We start from the raw sequence: 14,785 nt of genomic DNA on the forward strand, positions 1-14,785 counted from the left end.
AACCCCGCTTCGGCGGGGTTTTTTTCGTTCGGCAAACGGCTAAACGCAGCGCGGCTCGGGCTCGAGATGTACGCCAAAGCGCGCCTGCACCGTATCAGCGATCCCGTGAGCGAAGTCCAGAAGCGCCTCGCGGGTGCCGCCGCCGAAGTGCACCAGCACCAGCGCCTGGCGTTCGTGCACGCCAAAGGCGCCGCGACGCGTACCCTTGAGCCCGCACCGGTCGATCAGCCAGCCCGCCGCCAGCTTGCAGCGCTCGCCGGGCTGGGCAAAACAGGGCATATCCGGGTAGCGCGCCAGCAGCGCCTCGGCAGTGGCCCGCTCGACCACCGGATTCTTGAAGAAGCTGCCGGCGTTGGCGAGCTCGCGCGGGTCCGGCAGCTTTTCGCGGCGCGTGCTGCATACCGCCTCGGCCACCGCCAGCGGCGTCGGCGTACCGGTCACGCGGCGGGCCAGGTCGCCATAGTCGAGCCTGGGCGCTGCCTGGCGGCTCAGCCTGAGCGCCAGCCGCAGAATCACCACCCGGCCGGCCAGCGCGCGTTTGAACACGCTGTCGCGGTAGCCCAGCTCGCATTCGTCGCGCGCGAGCCAGCGAACGCCGCCGGTGGCAAGCTCCATTACCTGAACGCCTTCGAGCGCATCGCCAAGCTCGACCCCGTAGGCGCCGATGTTCTGCACCGGCGCCGCGCCGCAGCTGCCGGGGATCAGCGCCAAATTTTCGAGCCCCCACCAGCCGCGCTCGGCCAGCGTCATCACCAGCTCATGCCAGTTGGCTCCGGCGCCGACGAGCGCGGTGGCCTCGCTCCCTCGCCGCTCGATCCACCACTGATCGAAGGCGGGCGTGATCGCCATGCCGGCCAGGCGCTCGGGCAGCAGCACGTTGCTACCGCCGCCCAAAAGCGTAATGGGTAGACGATCGGCGCGGCACACCTCGAGCACTCGACGCAGCTCGTTGACGGTTTTCGGGCGCGCAGCAAAATCGGCCACGCAGGGAAGGCGCAGCGTGTTGGCGCCGGTGAGATCCACCTCGCGCTCAAAAAGCGCCACCGTCACCCTCGCCGAATCTCTTTGATCAGCCCTTTTGCAGCGGACTCGATCAGATTCAGTACATGCTCGAAGCCCGCCTCGCCACCGTAGTACGGATCCGGCACCTCGCGCTCATCGCCGTCGGCGTAGTCGAGAAACAGCGCGATACGGGCGCGGCTCGATGCAGGTGCTAGCGCGTGGATCGCCTCCATATTGGCGCGATCCATGCCGAGGACGTAATCGAAGGCGTCGAAGTCCTCTCGTGTGAGCGTTCGCGCGCGCAGAGCGCTGATATCCACGCCGCGCGCAAGCGCCGCTTTCTGGGCGCGCGCGTCCGGTGCCTTGCCCACGTGCCAGTCGCCGACGCCGCAGGAGTCGACGGTCACCTGGTCGTCGAGCCCCGCGTTTATCAGCGCCTGGCGAAAAAAGCCCTCGGCGCTGGGAGAGCGGCAGATATTGCCAAGGCAGACGAACAGTACCCGCGTCATGACGCCTCCGTTTGTTCGAGAATCAAGCGAACCCGCGCCAGATCCTCCGGCGTGTCCACTCCGGTCGGATTCTGAGCACAGGCAAGCGCTACCTGAATGATGTGGCCGTGCTGGAGGGCTCTGAGCTGCTCCAACTGCTCGAGCTGCTCGAGCTGGGACGGCGCCATATCGCGATAGGCGTAGAGAAAGCGCGCCCGGTAGGCGTAGATCCCGATATGCCTGAGCCAGGCGTCGGTATTCAGCAGCGCGGGCTTCTGGGCAAACTGCTCGCGATCCCAGGGAATCGGCGCCCGGGAAAAATAGAGCGCGCGGCCCTCCAGGCTTCGCGTCACTTTCACCACGTTGGGATTGAACAGCGTCTCGACGTCAGTGATCGGCTCGCCGAGCGTGGCGATCGCGGCGCCCGGATCGTCGGCCAGCCGCGCGGCGACCTGGTCGATCAGCGCCGGCGGAATCAGCGGCTCGTCGCCCTGGACGTTGACCACCAGGGTGTCGTCGTCGAGCCCCAGAAGAGCGGCGACTTCCGCCAGCCGATCGGTGCCCGTGGGGTGATCGGCGCGGGTCATCACCACCTCGGCGCCCAGCGGCAACAGTGCGTCGCGGATGCGCTCGTCGTCGGTAGCGACCACCACGCGCCCCGCTTGGCTCTGGCAGGCGCGGCGCCAGACGTGGGCCACCATGGGAACACCGGCGATCTCCAGCAGCGGTTTGCCGGGCAGCCGCGAGGAGCCGAAGCGCGCGGGTATGACGGCGATGAAATCGAGCGCCATTACGCCTGCCCCGTGCGCCCCGGGGAGGACTTGAGCTTTTCGTCGGCGCTGAGTACCCGCGCCTCTTCCGGCAGCATCACCGGAATGCCTTCGCGAATCGGGTAGGCCAGGCCGTCGTAGTAGCAGATCAGCTCCTGGGCGTCGCGATCGTACTCGAGCTTGCCGTTACACAGCGGGCAAACCAGCATTGCCAAGAGTTCCTTATCCATGAGCGCCTTCCTCGTTTGTCGTCATCGGTGAGTGGGTGGCTGGGGCGTTTCGAGCGTGGCCAGTTTATCGAGCAGCCAGCGCTCGAAGGCCTCGGGAAGCTCGGCTTCGACCTCCAGCGCCCAGCTATTGGGTGGAGCAAAGTGCTGACACTTTACCGCGTCCTTGGCCGTCATCAGAAGTGGCCCGGGGGGAGAAAAGCTCAGCGCTTTGGGATCGAGTGCCTGGTGATCCGCCAGGGCGTGCATCTGCCCGTCAACGCCCAGCGACTCGAGCGTTTCAAAAAAGCGCGCCGGGTTGCCGATACCTGCCACCGCGTGAACCGGCAGCGCAAACGGCAGCGGCGAAAGCGGCGCGGGCTCGCCGCTGGCGACGTTGCGCCAGCGCGCAGGTGTTAGCGTCATGGGAACGGCGTCGGTGGCAAGCGGTGTGTTCGAAACGCCGTTAACGATCACCGCGTCGACGCTTTCCAGGCGGCTTGCGGGTTCGCGAAGCGGCCCGGCAGGCAGGCAGCGGCGGTTGCCGAGCCCGCGTGCGCCATCCACCACCAGAAGCTCGATATCCCGCCCCAGAGCAAGATGCTGCAAGCCGTCGTCGCTTACGATGATATCGCAACCGCGCTCGATCAACGCCCTCACCCCGCGCGGTCGATCCGGGTCCGCCGCCACCGGCGCCTGAGTCTGGCGCCAAAGCATCGCCGGCTCGTCGCCGCTTTCGGCCACCGGCGTCGAGGCCTCGACGATCAGCGGATAACTTCGTGCCTTGCCGCCGTAGCCGCGGGTCACGATACCCGGGTGATAGCCCTGCTGGCGCAAAAGTGTGACCAAGCGCCCGACGAGCGGCGACTTGCCGGTGCCACCCAGAGTGATGTTGCCCACCACGATGACCGACACCGGCGCGCGCCAGACGCTCTTTTTACCCATGGCGTAGGCCCGGCCGCGGCGCTTGACCAGCGCCGCAAACAGCGTGGAGAGCGGCAGCAGCGGCCAGAGCCAGGGCGTTCGCGCCAGGCTCGGCCGGTAGACGCTTTCGAGCCAGCGGTTGGCCAGGCTCACGCGCTCTCCTGAAACTGCATCTGGTGAAGTGCCGCATAAGCGCCGCGTTTTTCGAGCAGCGCCTCGTGGCTGCCCGCCTCGACGACGCGCCCCTGATCCATCACCACGATGCGATCGGCGCGCTCGATGGTCGAAAGCCGGTGGGCAATCACCAGGGTCGTGCGGCCCTTGCAAACGTACTCGAGCGCTTTTTGAATATAGCGCTCGGATTCGGAGTCGAGCGCCGAGGTCGCCTCGTCGAAGATTAAAATCGGCGCATTCTTGTAGATCGCCCGGGCGATCGCCAGCCGTTGGCGCTGCCCGCCGGAAAGCGTCAGACCGTTTTCGCCCACCAGCGTATCGAAGCCCTGGGCGAGCTTTTCGATGAATTCGCTAGCATAGGCGGCCTTGGCGGCTTCGCGCACGCGATCCATGTCCGGGGCCCTCTCGCCATAGGCGATGTTAGCGGCGATGGTGGTGTTAAACAGCGTCACCTGCTGCGACACGATGGCGATCTGCTGGCGAAGCGGCCCCAGGGCGTACTCGTCGAGCTCGACGCCGTCGATGGCCACACGTCCTTGAGTGGGGCGATAAAAGCGCGGCAGCAGCCCGACCAGGGTCGATTTACCGCTTCCCGAGCGCCCGACGATGGCGACCATTTCGCCGGGGGCGACGCGCAGATCGATGCCGTGCAGCACATCGGGCTGATCCTCGGCGTAGCGAAAGCTTACGTTTTCAAAGCGCACGTCGCCTGTGAGCGCTTGCGGGCAACGAGTGCCGCGGTCGGCTTCAGAGGGGAGATCGACCACGCCGAAGAGCTCTGCAGCGGCGGCCAGCCCCTTCTGAATTTCACCATTGATCTCGGTGAGCTGGCGCACCGGCTTGATCGTCATCGCCGCGGCGGTAATGAAGGCCACGAACTCGCCCGGCGTCATGTCGGCCATGAAGGTCGGCGACATGGCCAGCCACACCAGCAGTGCCATGGCGATCGCCACCAGCATCAGAATCACCGGCGAGCTGATCGCCTTGGTCATCGCCTGCTTCATGCTCTGGCGGCGATTCTCTTCGCTGGCGCGCTCGAAGCGCTTCTTCTCGAAGGCTTCGGCGCCGTGGGTGCGCACCACTCGGTAACCGGTCAGCGCCTCGGAGGCCACATGGGTCACATCACCTACGGAGTGCTGGATACGCTTGGAAATCCGGCGAAAGCGTTTGCTGACATAGCTTACGATCACCGCGATCAACGGCGTGACGCCGAGAAAGAGCAGCGTGAGCATCCAGTTGGTCCAGAGCAGATAGAGCATCAGTCCGATCACGAAGAACCCTTCGCGCATGATCACGGTCAGCGCGTTGGTCGCCGCCCCGGCTACCTGCTCGACGTGATAGGTAACCCGCGACACCAGATGCCCGCTCGAGTGCTGGTCGAAAAAGCGTCCCGGAAGATGCAGCATGTGATCGAACACGTCACAGCGCAGCGTGTGGATCACATAGCGCCCCACGTAGGCCATGTAGTAGGTGCTCAGAAACGTGCCGACGCCGCGAGCAGCGAACATCAGCACCACGAACAGCGGCAAAAACAGGCGAAACGCCGCGTCCGGGTTCTGGATACCGTCGATCAGCCGCTTCATCATCTCTGCCAGCGCCGTGCTGGAGGCGGCGTACACCACGAAGCCGAAGATCGCCACCCCGAACACTTTCCAGTGCGGCTTTACATAGCTCAACAAGCGTTTGTACAACGCCCAACTCGAATCGGTCACACGCGCTCCCGCCCTGGAATGTAATGCGCCGGATTCTACCCTAAGGCGCGGCATATCGACACCGCTTGGGCGCTCCGATACGCCGCCGGTGCGGCGTTACCTCGACCGGCTGGCCCGGCGTCAGCGTTACACGCAGTGCACCGTCGTGAGCAGTGCTCCACAGGCAGCTCTGAATACCTCTGAAGCGGCGCACCACTTCGTCGGCCGGATGATTGAAGGAATTGTCGCGCCCGGCGCTGAAGATCACGTGCTCCGGGCGCGCTCGGCGCACGAACTGAACCCCGGAACTCGTGCGGCTGCCGTGATGCCCCGCCACCAGTACGCTGACGGGTTCGTCGAGATCGTTGAGAAAGCGCCGCTCGCTATCGCGCCCGGCGTCGCCGGTGATCAGGAGCCGATGCTCGCCAACGCGCGCCTCGAGCACGCAGGAGCGCTCGTTGGGCGTAAGCGCGCTCGCCCCCGGCGGCGGCCAGAGCACGCGGTAGTCGATGCCATCGCGTGTCCAGCGCTGGCCGCGGGCGCAGGGCGCGAAGGCCGTGGCCAGCGTCTCGTCCTGCGGCGCCAGCCAGCGATCGACCCGGTGGTCGGCGAGCAGCGCCTCGACGCCGCCGGCGTGATCGGTATCGCCGTGACTGACGATGACACGATCAAAGCGCTGGCCCGGCGCCCAGAGTGTATCGAGCGGCATGAAGCCGCTGCGAAAGCGCGGGCCGGTATCGTAAAGAAGCCGCTCGGTCGCGCTTTCAAGCTCGATGAGCTGGCCCTGGCCGACATCGAATACGCTCACCCGCAGCGCCCCCGGGGGGATCGGCCGCGGCTGATAGGCCAGCGGCAGAGCCAGCGCCACACCCAGAGATGCCACGCGCAGCCAGCGTGGCACGAAGGCAAGCCCCCAACAGAGCGCCAGAAGCCCTAGTGCCGCGGCGAGCGGCCACTTAAGCCCCGCCGTGGGTTCCCATAGCGGCAGCGTCCCGAACGTCACATTCAGCAGCGCGTGAAACAGATAAAGCGTGCCTTCGAAAGCGCGCCAGACAAGCTCGCCGACGCCGAAAAGCGGCGCAGTGAGCCACCCCAGCAGCGCCAGCGGTACCATCACCGAGCTGACCAAAGGCACGGCGATCAGATTCACCAGCGGCGCCCCTGGTGCTACGCGGCCAAACGCGATCAGCACCGCCGCCGCCATCAGCGGAGCGAGCAGCAGCTGGGTGCGTACCAGCGCCCAGCACCACCCCTTGAGACCGCTTGGCCGCGAACGTCCCTGCCAGATAACGATCAGCCACGCCACCGCTAGAAACGAAAGCCAAAGCCCCGGGCGCCACAGCGCGAGCGGGTCCAGCAGTATCACCAGCAACAGCGCCAGCCACCAGGCCTGCCAGGCACCGGGCGCATGGCGCCCGCTCAGCACCCAGAGCCCGAGCAGCGTCATCACCATGGCGCGCATCGCCGGCGGCCCCATGCCTGCAAGCAGTGCGTAGCCGATACACCCCACCCCCGCCGCCACCCAGGGCCAGCTGCGCAGCCGCCAGTTCGAAGGCGTGATCAGGCGCGCTAATAGCCGGCTCACCAGCAGCACCAAAGAGGCGATCAGCCCTACGTGCAGCCCGGAGATCACCACCAGGTGGGTCGTACCGGTGGCGTTCAATAGCGACCAGTCCTCCTGGGTCAGCTGGCGGCTGTCGCCAAGCGTGAGTGCGGCGAGCCAGCGCTGGGTGCGCGCCTCGAGGCTCAAAGAATCCAGGTACTCGAGCGCCCAGCCTCGAATCCTGGATCGCGCTTCGCTGACGCGCACCGGCGCGGGCTGCTGGCGCACGTAGCCGGTAGCGTGAACGCCTTCGCGCCAGAGCCATTGGCCGTAGTCGAAGGTACCGGGGTTGGAGAAGCCGCGCGGCGGGCGCAGCCTCAGGGTGAGCGTCCAGCGCTCGCCGGCCTGATAGTGCGCCTCACCGTAGGCGGTGACACGTACGCGCCCGAGCGCCTGGCAGCTCAAGCGCTCGGGCGGACTTTCGCAGCGCGTTACGTCGAACATCAGCCGCTGTGCGCTGCCAAGCGGTTGAGCATCGACCACCCGCCCGGTGACGATAAGATCCTCACCGCCGAGCCCGGCGGGCAGCACGCGCTGCCACTCGGTGTGAATGGCCAGCAGCACGAAGGCGCCGATCGCCAGCGCGCCAAGCGCGCCGGGATTGCGGGCCGCCAGCAGCAGTGCAGCTACCAGCATTACGCTCAGAGCCTGTAAAAGATACCCTTCGGCGCCGCTGACGAAGGCCAAAAGGCCGCCGGCCAGCGCCGCCAGGGCCGCGGGTATCGCCACTCCTCTCACCATGCTTCCCCCCAAGCCTGCGTGAGCGCGCGGCGTAGCCTTGACGCCGTGCGATGTGGATAATGGAGCGCACTACTTCAAAGAGTAACCGACATGCCGCGCCGTTTCCTGCAGCGCTACATGCCTAAACCCGACACGCTCCGGCGCCAGCGCTCGCTTCGCTTCATGGCGCCGCTGATCGCCGACCCCGGCCTTTGGCAGTTGACGCGCAAGAGCGTGGCCAACGCCTTTAGCGTCGGGCTTTTCTGCGCCATGCTGCCGATTCCGCTACAGATGATGGTGGCCGCGCTTGGTGCGCGGCTGTTTCGCTGCAATCTGGCGCTGTCGGTGAGCCTGGTCTGGATCACCAACCCGCTGACCATGCCGGTGATCTTCTACTTCAACTATCGGGTGGGAACGTTTCTGATGGGCGCGCCGGTACGCGAGGCACCGTCGCGTATTTCTACGCGCTGGCTGGCGGAGCAGATGCACGACCTGCTGCCGCCGCTGTTTCTGGGTTCGGTGGTCACCGCGGTGGTCGTTGCCGTGGCGGCGAACGTGGCCATCCGTCTGATCTGGCGCTGGCACGTCTCGCAGAACTGGAAGCGCCGCCGGCTAAAGCGCCAGCAGCGCCGGGCCAGAGTCGAATCCGAGTTCGACAGGTAGGCCCTTTCTCGCTTTACTCTCTTCTCTACTGCAAACCGCGACTTATCTCCTGGCGAATCAGCCCAGGGGCGCTGCCGGCTCCGCGCGGAGCTGGCCGCCGTCCAGGCGCAGCACCCGGTCCTGATGAGCGGCCAGGCCCACATCGTGAGTCACGATGACGAAGGCGCAGGCGCTTTCTCGGGCGAGCTCGTCCATCAGGGCGAGAATGGTCGCCGCGGTGGTCTGGTCCAGGTTGCCGGTGGGCTCGTCCATCAGCACCAGGCTCGGGTCGGTGACCAGCGCGCGGGCGATCGCCACGCGCTGGCGCTCGCCGCCGGAGAGCTCGCCGGGCTTGTGATCGGCGCGGGCCTTCATTCCCACCCGCTCCAGAAGCGCCATGGCGCGCTCTTCGGCGACCTTCTTGCGCTGCCCGCGAATGATCAAGGGAAGCGCTGCATTCTCCAGCGCGCTGAACTCCGCCAGCAGGTGGTGAAACTGATAGACGAAGCCGATGTAGCGGTTGCGAAAGTGGCCCAGCTGGGTCTCGTTGAGCCCGGCGAGCGACTCGCCGGCGATGACCACACTGCCGTCGCTTGGCCGGTCGAGCCCGCCGAGCAGGTTCAGAAGCGTCGTCTTGCCGGAACCGGAGCTGCCGACGATCGCCACCCGCTCGCCAGCGCGCACCTCGAGTTCGAGCCGGTCGAGCACGGTCAAATCCTGGGGGCCTTCGCTGTACACCCGGGTCAGCGCCTGGCAGGCGAGCATCACCGGCGCATCCAAAGTCGTTGAGTTCATGGGCGCGTCCTTATTCATAGCGCAGTACGTCCGCCGGCTGCACGCGCGCGGCCCGCCAGGCGGGATAGAGCGTCGACAGGAAAGTCAAACCGAAGGCGGCGAGTACGATATTGCGAATGTCGCCAAATATCAGTTTCGAAGGCAGGTGGCTGACGAAGTAGACGCCGGAATCCAGAAACTGAATACCGGTGGCGGATTCGAACCAGCCGATCACATCGGAAATCGTCAGCGCCAGCACCACCCCGGCGAGCACGCCGAGCGCGATGCCGATGATACCGATGGTCAACCCCTGAACGATGAAGATACCCATGATCGAGCGCGGCGTGGCGCCGATGGTGCGCAGAATGGCGATGTCGGCGCGCTTGTCGGTCACCACCATGACCAGCGTAGAGACGATATTGAACGCCGCCACTGCCACGATCACGGTCAGCAGCAGCCCGATCATGCGTTTCTCCATCTGGATCGCCTGAAAGAGACTGCCCTGGGTGAAGGTCCAGTCGCGGCCGATGTAGCCCGGGCCGAGCTCGTTGACGATCGCCTGGGTTTCGCTGCCGGCAACGAACAGATCGTCGAGCTCCAGGCGCAGCCCGCCGATGACGTCGCCCAGCCGGGCCAGGGTCTGCATGTCCGAAATATTGGCGTAGGCGAGGCTGCCGTCGAGATCGGCGCCGACGCTGAAAATACCGCTTACCGTGAAGCGCTTGAGCCGCGGAAACACGCCCGCTGGGGTGATCGAGGCTTCAGGCACTAAAAGCGTGACCCGGTCGCCAACGCCCACGCCCAGCCGGTTGGCGAGCATCGAGCCGAGCACCACGTTCCAGGAGTCCGGCGCCAGATCAGAAAGCTCACCTTCGCGCATGTGCTCGCCGATGATCGACACCTGATCCTCCCAGGCCGGGTCGATACCGGTCACCATCGCGCCCTGGTTGCGTCCGCTTGCCGAGAACATGCCCTGCTGCTCGACGTAAGGCGCCACGCCGATCACCCGGTCGCGCTCGATCAGCCGGTCGGCTAGCGCCTCCCACTCGACGAGCCCTGGGCGGTACTCGATCTTGGTGTGCGGCACCATGCCCAGGATGCGCGTGCGAAGCTCGTAGTCGAAGCCGTTCATCACCGACAGCACCAGAATCAGCACCGTTACGCCGAGGGTGAGCCCCAGCATCGAAATCAGCGAAATGAACGAGATAAAGTGGTTCCGGCGTTTAGCGCGCACGTAGCGCAGCCCCACCAGAAAAGGCAAACGATCAAGCATGGCATCATTCCTTGGTTAACTGGCACCCATGGTACGGTTTTTTTAACCGCCCTGCATGGAGAAACGTTCGCCGCGACACCAACGCTCGGGCAAAATTCCGCGCGGGCGCAACCACTTGCATCTTGCCCGGCGAGCCCCTACATTGCGCCTTTTGACCGGGCCGCCCCGGCGCTAATTAATGCTTGATCTTCAAGGCCACAAGAGCACCGACACCTTGGCACACTCCCCCTACCGTTTGCTGCCGGAATGGCACCCCCAGGACGCCCTGCAGCTTACCTGGCCGCGTGCCGACGGCGACTGGCAGCCGCTTCTCGAGCGTATCGAGGCAACGCTCGAGCGCATCGTGCTGGCCGCCGCGTGCTACCAGCGCGTCATCGTAAGCGTCTCGGAGGCCGCCACGCGCGCGCGCCTGGAATTCCGCTTTGCGAGCCTGGGCGTTGCCAGCGAGCGGCTTTTATTCGTCCAGGCCGCCACCGACGACACCTGGGCGCGGGACCACGGCCCGCTTGGCGTGATGGCGGAAAACGGCGAGATGGCGCTGCTCGACTACACCTTCACCGGCTGGGGCGGCAAGTTTCCCGCCAGCCGCGACAACGCTCTGACCCAGGCGCTCGGTGAGCAAGGCGTCTGGGCCTGCGACGTTGTGACGCGCGCGCTGGTGCTCGAAGGCGGCGGGATCGAAACCGACGGCCAGGGCACCCTCATGGCCACCAAAGAGTGCCTGTTGAACCCGAACCGCAACCCCACGCTCTCCCAGGCCGAGATCGAACACGCGTTAAAAGCAGATCTGGGCGTCGAGCGCATTCTGTGGCTTGCCAACGGCTTCCTGGAAGGCGACGACACCGACAGCCACATCGATACGCTGGCGCGCTTTTGCAGCCCGGATACCATCGCCTACGTTCGCTGCGACGACGAGACGGACCCGCACTACCCGGCCCTGAAGGCGATGGAAGCGGAGCTTTTGGCGTTTCGCCAGCTCAACGGCGCGCCCTACCGCTTGATCGCCCTGCCCTGGCCGGACGCGGCGTTCGACCCGGACGACGGCCACCGGCTGCCCGCCACCTACGCCAACTTCACCATCATCAACGGCGCCGTGCTCGTGCCCACCTACGCCGACCCGGCGGATCTGGCCGCCCTTAATGCGCTAGCCGAGGCGTTTCCCGAGCGCCAGATCGTTCCCATCGAGTGCCAAAGCGTGATTCGCCAGCACGGCAGCCTGCACTGTTTGACCATGCAGCTACCCCAAGGCACGCTCAACACCGCGCTTTTCAAGGAGGCCTCATGAGCCATTTGACCGTTGCCGTAATCCAGCAGAGTGCCTGGCCGGATAAGGCCAAAAGCCTGGCGGAGTCGGAAAAAGGCGTGCGCGCCGCCGCCGCGCGCGGAGCAAAACTCGTGCTGCTCCAGGAGCTTCACGCTACCCACTACTTCTGCCAGTACGAGGACCCGGCGCTGTTCGATTTGGCCGAGCCGCTCGACGGGCCGACGGGTCAGCGGCTGGAGGCGCTTGCCCGCGAGCTCGACATCGTGCTGGTCGGCTCGATTTTCGAAAAGCGCGCCGCCGGGCTCTACCACAACACCGCGGTGGTGGTTGACGGCGCGCGCGGTCGCGTGGGCCAGTACCGCAAGATGCACATTCCCGACGATCCGGGCTTTTACGAGAAATTCTACTTCACCCCCGGCGACGCCGATGCCAGGCGCAACGAGGGCTTCACCCCCATCGACACCTCCGTGGGTCGGCTCGGCGTGCTGGTGTGCTGGGATCAGTGGTACCCGGAGGCGGCGCGGCTAATGGCGCTTTCCGGCGCCGAGCTTCTGCTCTACCCCACCGCCATTGGCTGGGACCCGAGCGACGACGACGGCGAAAAGAGTCGCCAGAAAGAGGCCTGGACGCTCGTTCAGCGCGCTCACGGCGTGGCCAACGGCCTGCCGGTGCTGGCGGCCAACCGGGTCGGGTTCGAGCCGGATCACTCCGGCGTGGGCGGCGGAATCGACTTCTGGGGCGGCAGCTTCATCTGCGGCCCCCAGGGGGAGCTGCTGGCTCACGCCGGCGTCGAGGCTGAGCAGTTGGTAGTCACCCTCGATATGGAGCGAAGCGAGAATACCCGGCGCATCTGGCCCTACCTTCGCGATCGCCGCGTGGACGCCTACGGCGATCTCACCCGGCGCTACCGCGACTAGCCCTGGCGGCACTAAAAAAACGCCGGAGCCCTGAGGCTCCGGCGTTTTTTTGCTTAATCGCCTACTTCCAGAAATCGCGAATCGAGGCAATCCCCTGGGCACCCACGGCGCGGGCGTGATTGGCGTCGAAACGCGTCATGCCGCCAAGCGCAAACACCGGCATACCGGCGCGCTCGACCAGCTGCTGGAAGTCGTGCCAGCCCATCGGCGCAACGTCCGGGTGCGAAGGCGTGGTGCGCAGCGGCGACAGCGTGACGAAGTCGCAGCCCAGGCGTGCGGCCTGGTCGAGCTGTGCCTGGTCGTGGGTCGAGGCGGAGAGCCACTTGCCCTCGCCGATCGGCCGACGCTCCAGCTCCATCAGCCGTTGGCTGGTCAGGTGGATACCGTCGGCGTCGACATGCTCCAGAAGCTCCGGCTCGCCGTTGAGCAAGAGCCTGGCGCCGAACTCGCGGCAAAGCGAAAGCGCCGTCTCGGCGCGCTCGATAAAGGCGTCGCGCTCGAGCGATTTAGCGCGTAGCTGCACCAGGCGTACGCCGTCCTCGTCGAGGGCGCGGCGCAGGCGCTCTTCAAAGCGCGCGGCGTCCGGCTCCTCGCCGGTGATCAGGTACTCCTTGGGCAGCATCACCGCGCGCAAAATCGGCAGGTTGGCCGCCGGGAACGGATAGCCCACCAGCTCTTCCATTGGCACCCAGCGCACCGCTTGGCCTTCACGACCGAAGGGCTCGCCCTTGAACTTGTGCACCTGCCAGACGTCGAGCAGAATGTGCTTGTCGCTGTACTCGTGATGAACGCGAATGAGCGGCTGGGCGCGCACAATTTCGATCCCGAGCTCCTCGTGCAGCTCGCGCTTCAAGCCCTCGAGCCCGGTTTCGTAAGGCGCGAGCTTGCCGCCGGGAAACTCCCAGAGACCGCCGTGATCCACGTTCGAGGGCCGGCGTGCGATCAGCACCTGCTTGCGGTCGGCGCTGACGATAGCGGCCGCGGCGACGTGTACCCGTCGTTTTACCATTACATTCATGACGTTCTTTTCCACATTTGGTGCGCCGGGCGTGGCCCCGGCGCGAAACTGCCAGGCTTGCCACCGGCGCCGCGCAAGCGCCGGTGCTCGGCGATTAGCTTCGGTAGTCGGCGTTGATGGAGACGTAGTCGTGGGAGAGATCCGAGGTCCAGACGGTAGCGCTGTGCTCGCCGCGGCCAAGATCGATGCGAATGGTGATCTCCTCTTTCGCCATCTCCCGGCTTCCCATCTCTTCGCGGTAGCTCCCCGCGCGGCCGCCGTTCTCGATCAGGCGCACGTCGCCAAGATCGATCACTACGCGGTCGACGTCGAAACTCGCGACCGGCGCACGCCCAACGGCGGCGAGAATCCGCCCCCAGTTGGCGTCACTGGCGTAGAGCGCCGTCTTCACCAGCGGCGAGTGGGCCACGGTGAAAGCGACGTCGCGGGCCTCTTCCACGCTCAAAGCGCCCTCGACGTTCAGGGTGACGAACTTGGTCGCACCTTCGCCGTCGCGAATGATGGATTGGGCGAGCCTCATCATCACTTCGTCCAGCGCCGCACGGAAAACGGCGATCTGGGCGTCGCTCTCGACGCGCGCGCCGGTATTGGTGGCGGCGAGCATGCAGGCGTCGTTGGTCGAGGTGTCGCTGTCGACGGTGATGGCGTTGAACGAGCGCTCGGTGCTTTCACGCAAGAGCCGCTGTAACAGCGCCTGATCGATGCGCACATCGGTTACCAGAAAGCCGAGCATGGTCGCCATATTGGGCTTGATCATGCCCGAGCCCTTGGTGATGCCGTTGATGCAGAAACGCTCGCCGTCGATCTCGCCGGTGGCGGTGGCGCCCTTGGCGCGGGTATCGGTGGTGAGAATGCCTTCACCGGCGAGCCGCCAGGCCTCGCTGCTATCAGAGAGCGCCTCAACGGCGGCGGGAAGCCCCGCCAACAAGCGCTCCATCGGCAGCGGCTCGCCGATCACCCCGGTGGAGAACGGCAGTACCGCACCGGGCGAGACGCCGGTGGCCTCGGCCAGCGCCTTACAGGTGCGCTCGGCATCATCACGCCCGATTTGGCCGGTACCGGCGTTGGCATTACCGGTGTTGATCACCCAGTAGCGCGAGGCGGTTTCGGCCAGGTGCGCCCTGGCCACGGTCACCGGCGCGGCGCAGAACGCGTTGCGGGTGAATACCCCGGCGGTCACGGTACTTTCGGGCAGCTCGATGACGACGAGATCGCGACGCCCCGGCTTCTTGATTCCCGCCGTGGCAGAGCCAAGGCGCACCCCATCAAGGGGCGGCATGTTCGGAAACGGACAGTGACCCACCGCCATGCTCTTCTCC

At 65.9% G+C, this 14,785-nt stretch carries 14 protein-coding genes; 3 read left to right on the forward strand and 11 right to left on the reverse strand.

From position 1 onward, the window contains the following. Window positions 1-39: 39 nt before the first annotated feature. Genes murB through ACGK9R_RS06340 form a run of 7 tightly spaced genes read right to left on the reverse strand, consistent with a single transcriptional unit; the run spans window position 40 to window position 7,587 of the window. The gene (murB, locus tag ACGK9R_RS06310) at window positions 40-1,044 is read right to left on the reverse strand and encodes a UDP-N-acetylmuramate dehydrogenase (protein WP_394579381.1); all 1,005 of its coding nucleotides are present in this window, start codon (window positions 1,042-1,044) and stop codon (window positions 40-42) included. 2 nt (window positions 1,045-1,046) lie between these two features. Then, window positions 1,047-1,511: a low molecular weight protein-tyrosine-phosphatase gene (locus tag ACGK9R_RS06315; RefSeq protein ID WP_394579383.1), complete on the reverse strand. Its 465-nt coding sequence runs from the start codon at window positions 1,509-1,511 to the stop codon at window positions 1,047-1,049. Continuing rightward, window positions 1,508-2,281, reverse strand: coding sequence for a 3-deoxy-manno-octulosonate cytidylyltransferase (gene kdsB, locus ACGK9R_RS06320; protein ID WP_394579385.1), 774 nt, complete (start codon window positions 2,279-2,281; stop codon window positions 1,508-1,510). Before kdsB ends, ACGK9R_RS06315 begins: the two co-directional genes overlap by 4 nt. Continuing rightward, window positions 2,281-2,490: a Trm112 family protein gene (locus tag ACGK9R_RS06325; RefSeq protein WP_394579387.1), complete on the reverse strand. Its 210-nt coding sequence runs from the start codon at window positions 2,488-2,490 to the stop codon at window positions 2,281-2,283. Before ACGK9R_RS06325 ends, kdsB begins: the two co-directional genes overlap by 1 nt. 21 nt (window positions 2,491-2,511) lie before the next feature. After that, on the reverse strand, window positions 2,512-3,543 hold the full coding sequence (lpxK, locus tag ACGK9R_RS06330; protein WP_394579389.1) for a tetraacyldisaccharide 4'-kinase: 1,032 nt from the start codon (window positions 3,541-3,543) through the stop codon (window positions 2,512-2,514). Beyond that, the gene (gene msbA / locus ACGK9R_RS06335; protein ID WP_394579391.1) at window positions 3,540-5,276 is read right to left on the reverse strand and encodes a lipid A export permease/ATP-binding protein MsbA; all 1,737 of its coding nucleotides are present in this window, start codon (window positions 5,274-5,276) and stop codon (window positions 3,540-3,542) included. The genes lpxK and msbA overlap by 4 nt, the downstream gene beginning before the upstream one ends. Before the next feature lie 40 nt (window positions 5,277-5,316). After that, entirely contained in the window at window positions 5,317-7,587 is a 2,271-nt protein-coding gene (locus ACGK9R_RS06340; protein WP_394579393.1) for a DNA internalization-related competence protein ComEC/Rec2, read from the reverse strand. Between the two features lie 102 nt (window positions 7,588-7,689). Between ACGK9R_RS06340 and ACGK9R_RS06345 the strand changes: the two genes are divergently transcribed. After that, window positions 7,690-8,241 (forward strand): DUF2062 domain-containing protein, encoded by a 552-nt coding sequence (locus ACGK9R_RS06345; RefSeq protein WP_394579395.1) that lies wholly within the window; start codon window positions 7,690-7,692, stop codon window positions 8,239-8,241. A 57-nt stretch (window positions 8,242-8,298) separates the two neighbouring features. Here the strand turns inward: ACGK9R_RS06345 and ACGK9R_RS06350 are convergent, their stop codons facing one another. Together ACGK9R_RS06350 and ACGK9R_RS06355 are read right to left on the reverse strand one after the other, a co-directional pair. Beyond that, window positions 8,299-9,015: an ABC transporter ATP-binding protein gene (locus tag ACGK9R_RS06350; protein ID WP_394579396.1), complete on the reverse strand. Its 717-nt coding sequence runs from the start codon at window positions 9,013-9,015 to the stop codon at window positions 8,299-8,301. A 10-nt stretch (window positions 9,016-9,025) separates the two neighbouring features. Continuing rightward, on the reverse strand, window positions 9,026-10,267 hold the full coding sequence (locus ACGK9R_RS06355) for a lipoprotein-releasing ABC transporter permease subunit (protein ID WP_394579398.1): 1,242 nt from the start codon (window positions 10,265-10,267) through the stop codon (window positions 9,026-9,028). Between the two features lie 178 nt (window positions 10,268-10,445). Here ACGK9R_RS06355 and ACGK9R_RS06360 point away from each other — a divergent pair, with 178 nt between their 5' ends. Both ACGK9R_RS06360 and ACGK9R_RS06365 read left to right on the forward strand, forming a co-directional pair. Beyond that, window positions 10,446-11,552 (forward strand): agmatine/peptidylarginine deiminase, encoded by a 1,107-nt coding sequence (locus ACGK9R_RS06360; RefSeq protein WP_394579400.1) that lies wholly within the window; start codon window positions 10,446-10,448, stop codon window positions 11,550-11,552. After that, the gene (locus tag ACGK9R_RS06365) at window positions 11,549-12,448 is read left to right on the forward strand and encodes a carbon-nitrogen hydrolase (protein ID WP_394579402.1); all 900 of its coding nucleotides are present in this window, start codon (window positions 11,549-11,551) and stop codon (window positions 12,446-12,448) included. Before ACGK9R_RS06360 ends, ACGK9R_RS06365 begins: the two co-directional genes overlap by 4 nt. A gap of 61 nt (window positions 12,449-12,509) precedes the next feature. On the opposite strand, the gene ACGK9R_RS06370 is transcribed toward ACGK9R_RS06365, so the two are convergent. Both ACGK9R_RS06370 and argJ read right to left on the reverse strand, forming a co-directional pair. Further along, complete coding sequence (locus ACGK9R_RS06370; protein WP_394579738.1) at window positions 12,510-13,457, reverse strand: Nudix family hydrolase; 948 nt, start codon at window positions 13,455-13,457, stop codon at window positions 12,510-12,512. A gap of 103 nt (window positions 13,458-13,560) precedes the next feature. Next, a complete protein-coding gene (gene argJ / locus ACGK9R_RS06375) occupies window positions 13,561-14,775 on the reverse strand; it encodes a bifunctional glutamate N-acetyltransferase/amino-acid acetyltransferase ArgJ (protein WP_394579404.1) in 1,215 nt (404 codons plus the stop codon). Window positions 14,776-14,785: the final 10 nt, after the last annotated feature.

Source organism: Halomonas sp. HNIBRBA4712 (assembly GCF_043558675.1).
Taxonomy (GTDB): Bacteria; Pseudomonadota; Gammaproteobacteria; order Pseudomonadales; family Halomonadaceae; genus Vreelandella.

What these genes read in the sequence shown, in the direction of transcription:
- ACGK9R_RS06370 (WP_394579738.1), bottom strand. Translation starts at nt 13,457, where the DNA reads ATGGTAAAACGACGGGTACACGTCGCCGCGGCCGCTATCGTCAGCGCC.
- kdsB (WP_394579385.1), bottom strand. Translation starts at nt 2,281, where the DNA reads ATGGCGCTCGATTTCATCGCCGTCATACCCGCGCGCTTCGGCTCCTCG.
- ACGK9R_RS06360 (WP_394579400.1), top strand. Translation starts at nt 10,446, where the DNA reads ATGCTTGATCTTCAAGGCCACAAGAGCACCGACACCTTGGCACACTCC.
- ACGK9R_RS06345 (WP_394579395.1), top strand. Translation starts at nt 7,690, where the DNA reads ATGCCGCGCCGTTTCCTGCAGCGCTACATGCCTAAACCCGACACGCTC.
- ACGK9R_RS06350 (WP_394579396.1), bottom strand. Translation starts at nt 9,015, where the DNA reads ATGAACTCAACGACTTTGGATGCGCCGGTGATGCTCGCCTGCCAGGCG.
- ACGK9R_RS06355 (WP_394579398.1), bottom strand. Translation starts at nt 10,267, where the DNA reads ATGCTTGATCGTTTGCCTTTTCTGGTGGGGCTGCGCTACGTGCGCGCT.
- ACGK9R_RS06325 (WP_394579387.1), bottom strand. Translation starts at nt 2,490, where the DNA reads ATGGATAAGGAACTCTTGGCAATGCTGGTTTGCCCGCTGTGTAACGGC.
- ACGK9R_RS06365 (WP_394579402.1), top strand. Translation starts at nt 11,549, where the DNA reads ATGAGCCATTTGACCGTTGCCGTAATCCAGCAGAGTGCCTGGCCGGAT.
- ACGK9R_RS06315 (WP_394579383.1), bottom strand. Translation starts at nt 1,511, where the DNA reads ATGACGCGGGTACTGTTCGTCTGCCTTGGCAATATCTGCCGCTCTCCC.
- argJ (WP_394579404.1), bottom strand. Translation starts at nt 14,775, where the DNA reads ATGGCGGTGGGTCACTGTCCGTTTCCGAACATGCCGCCCCTTGATGGG.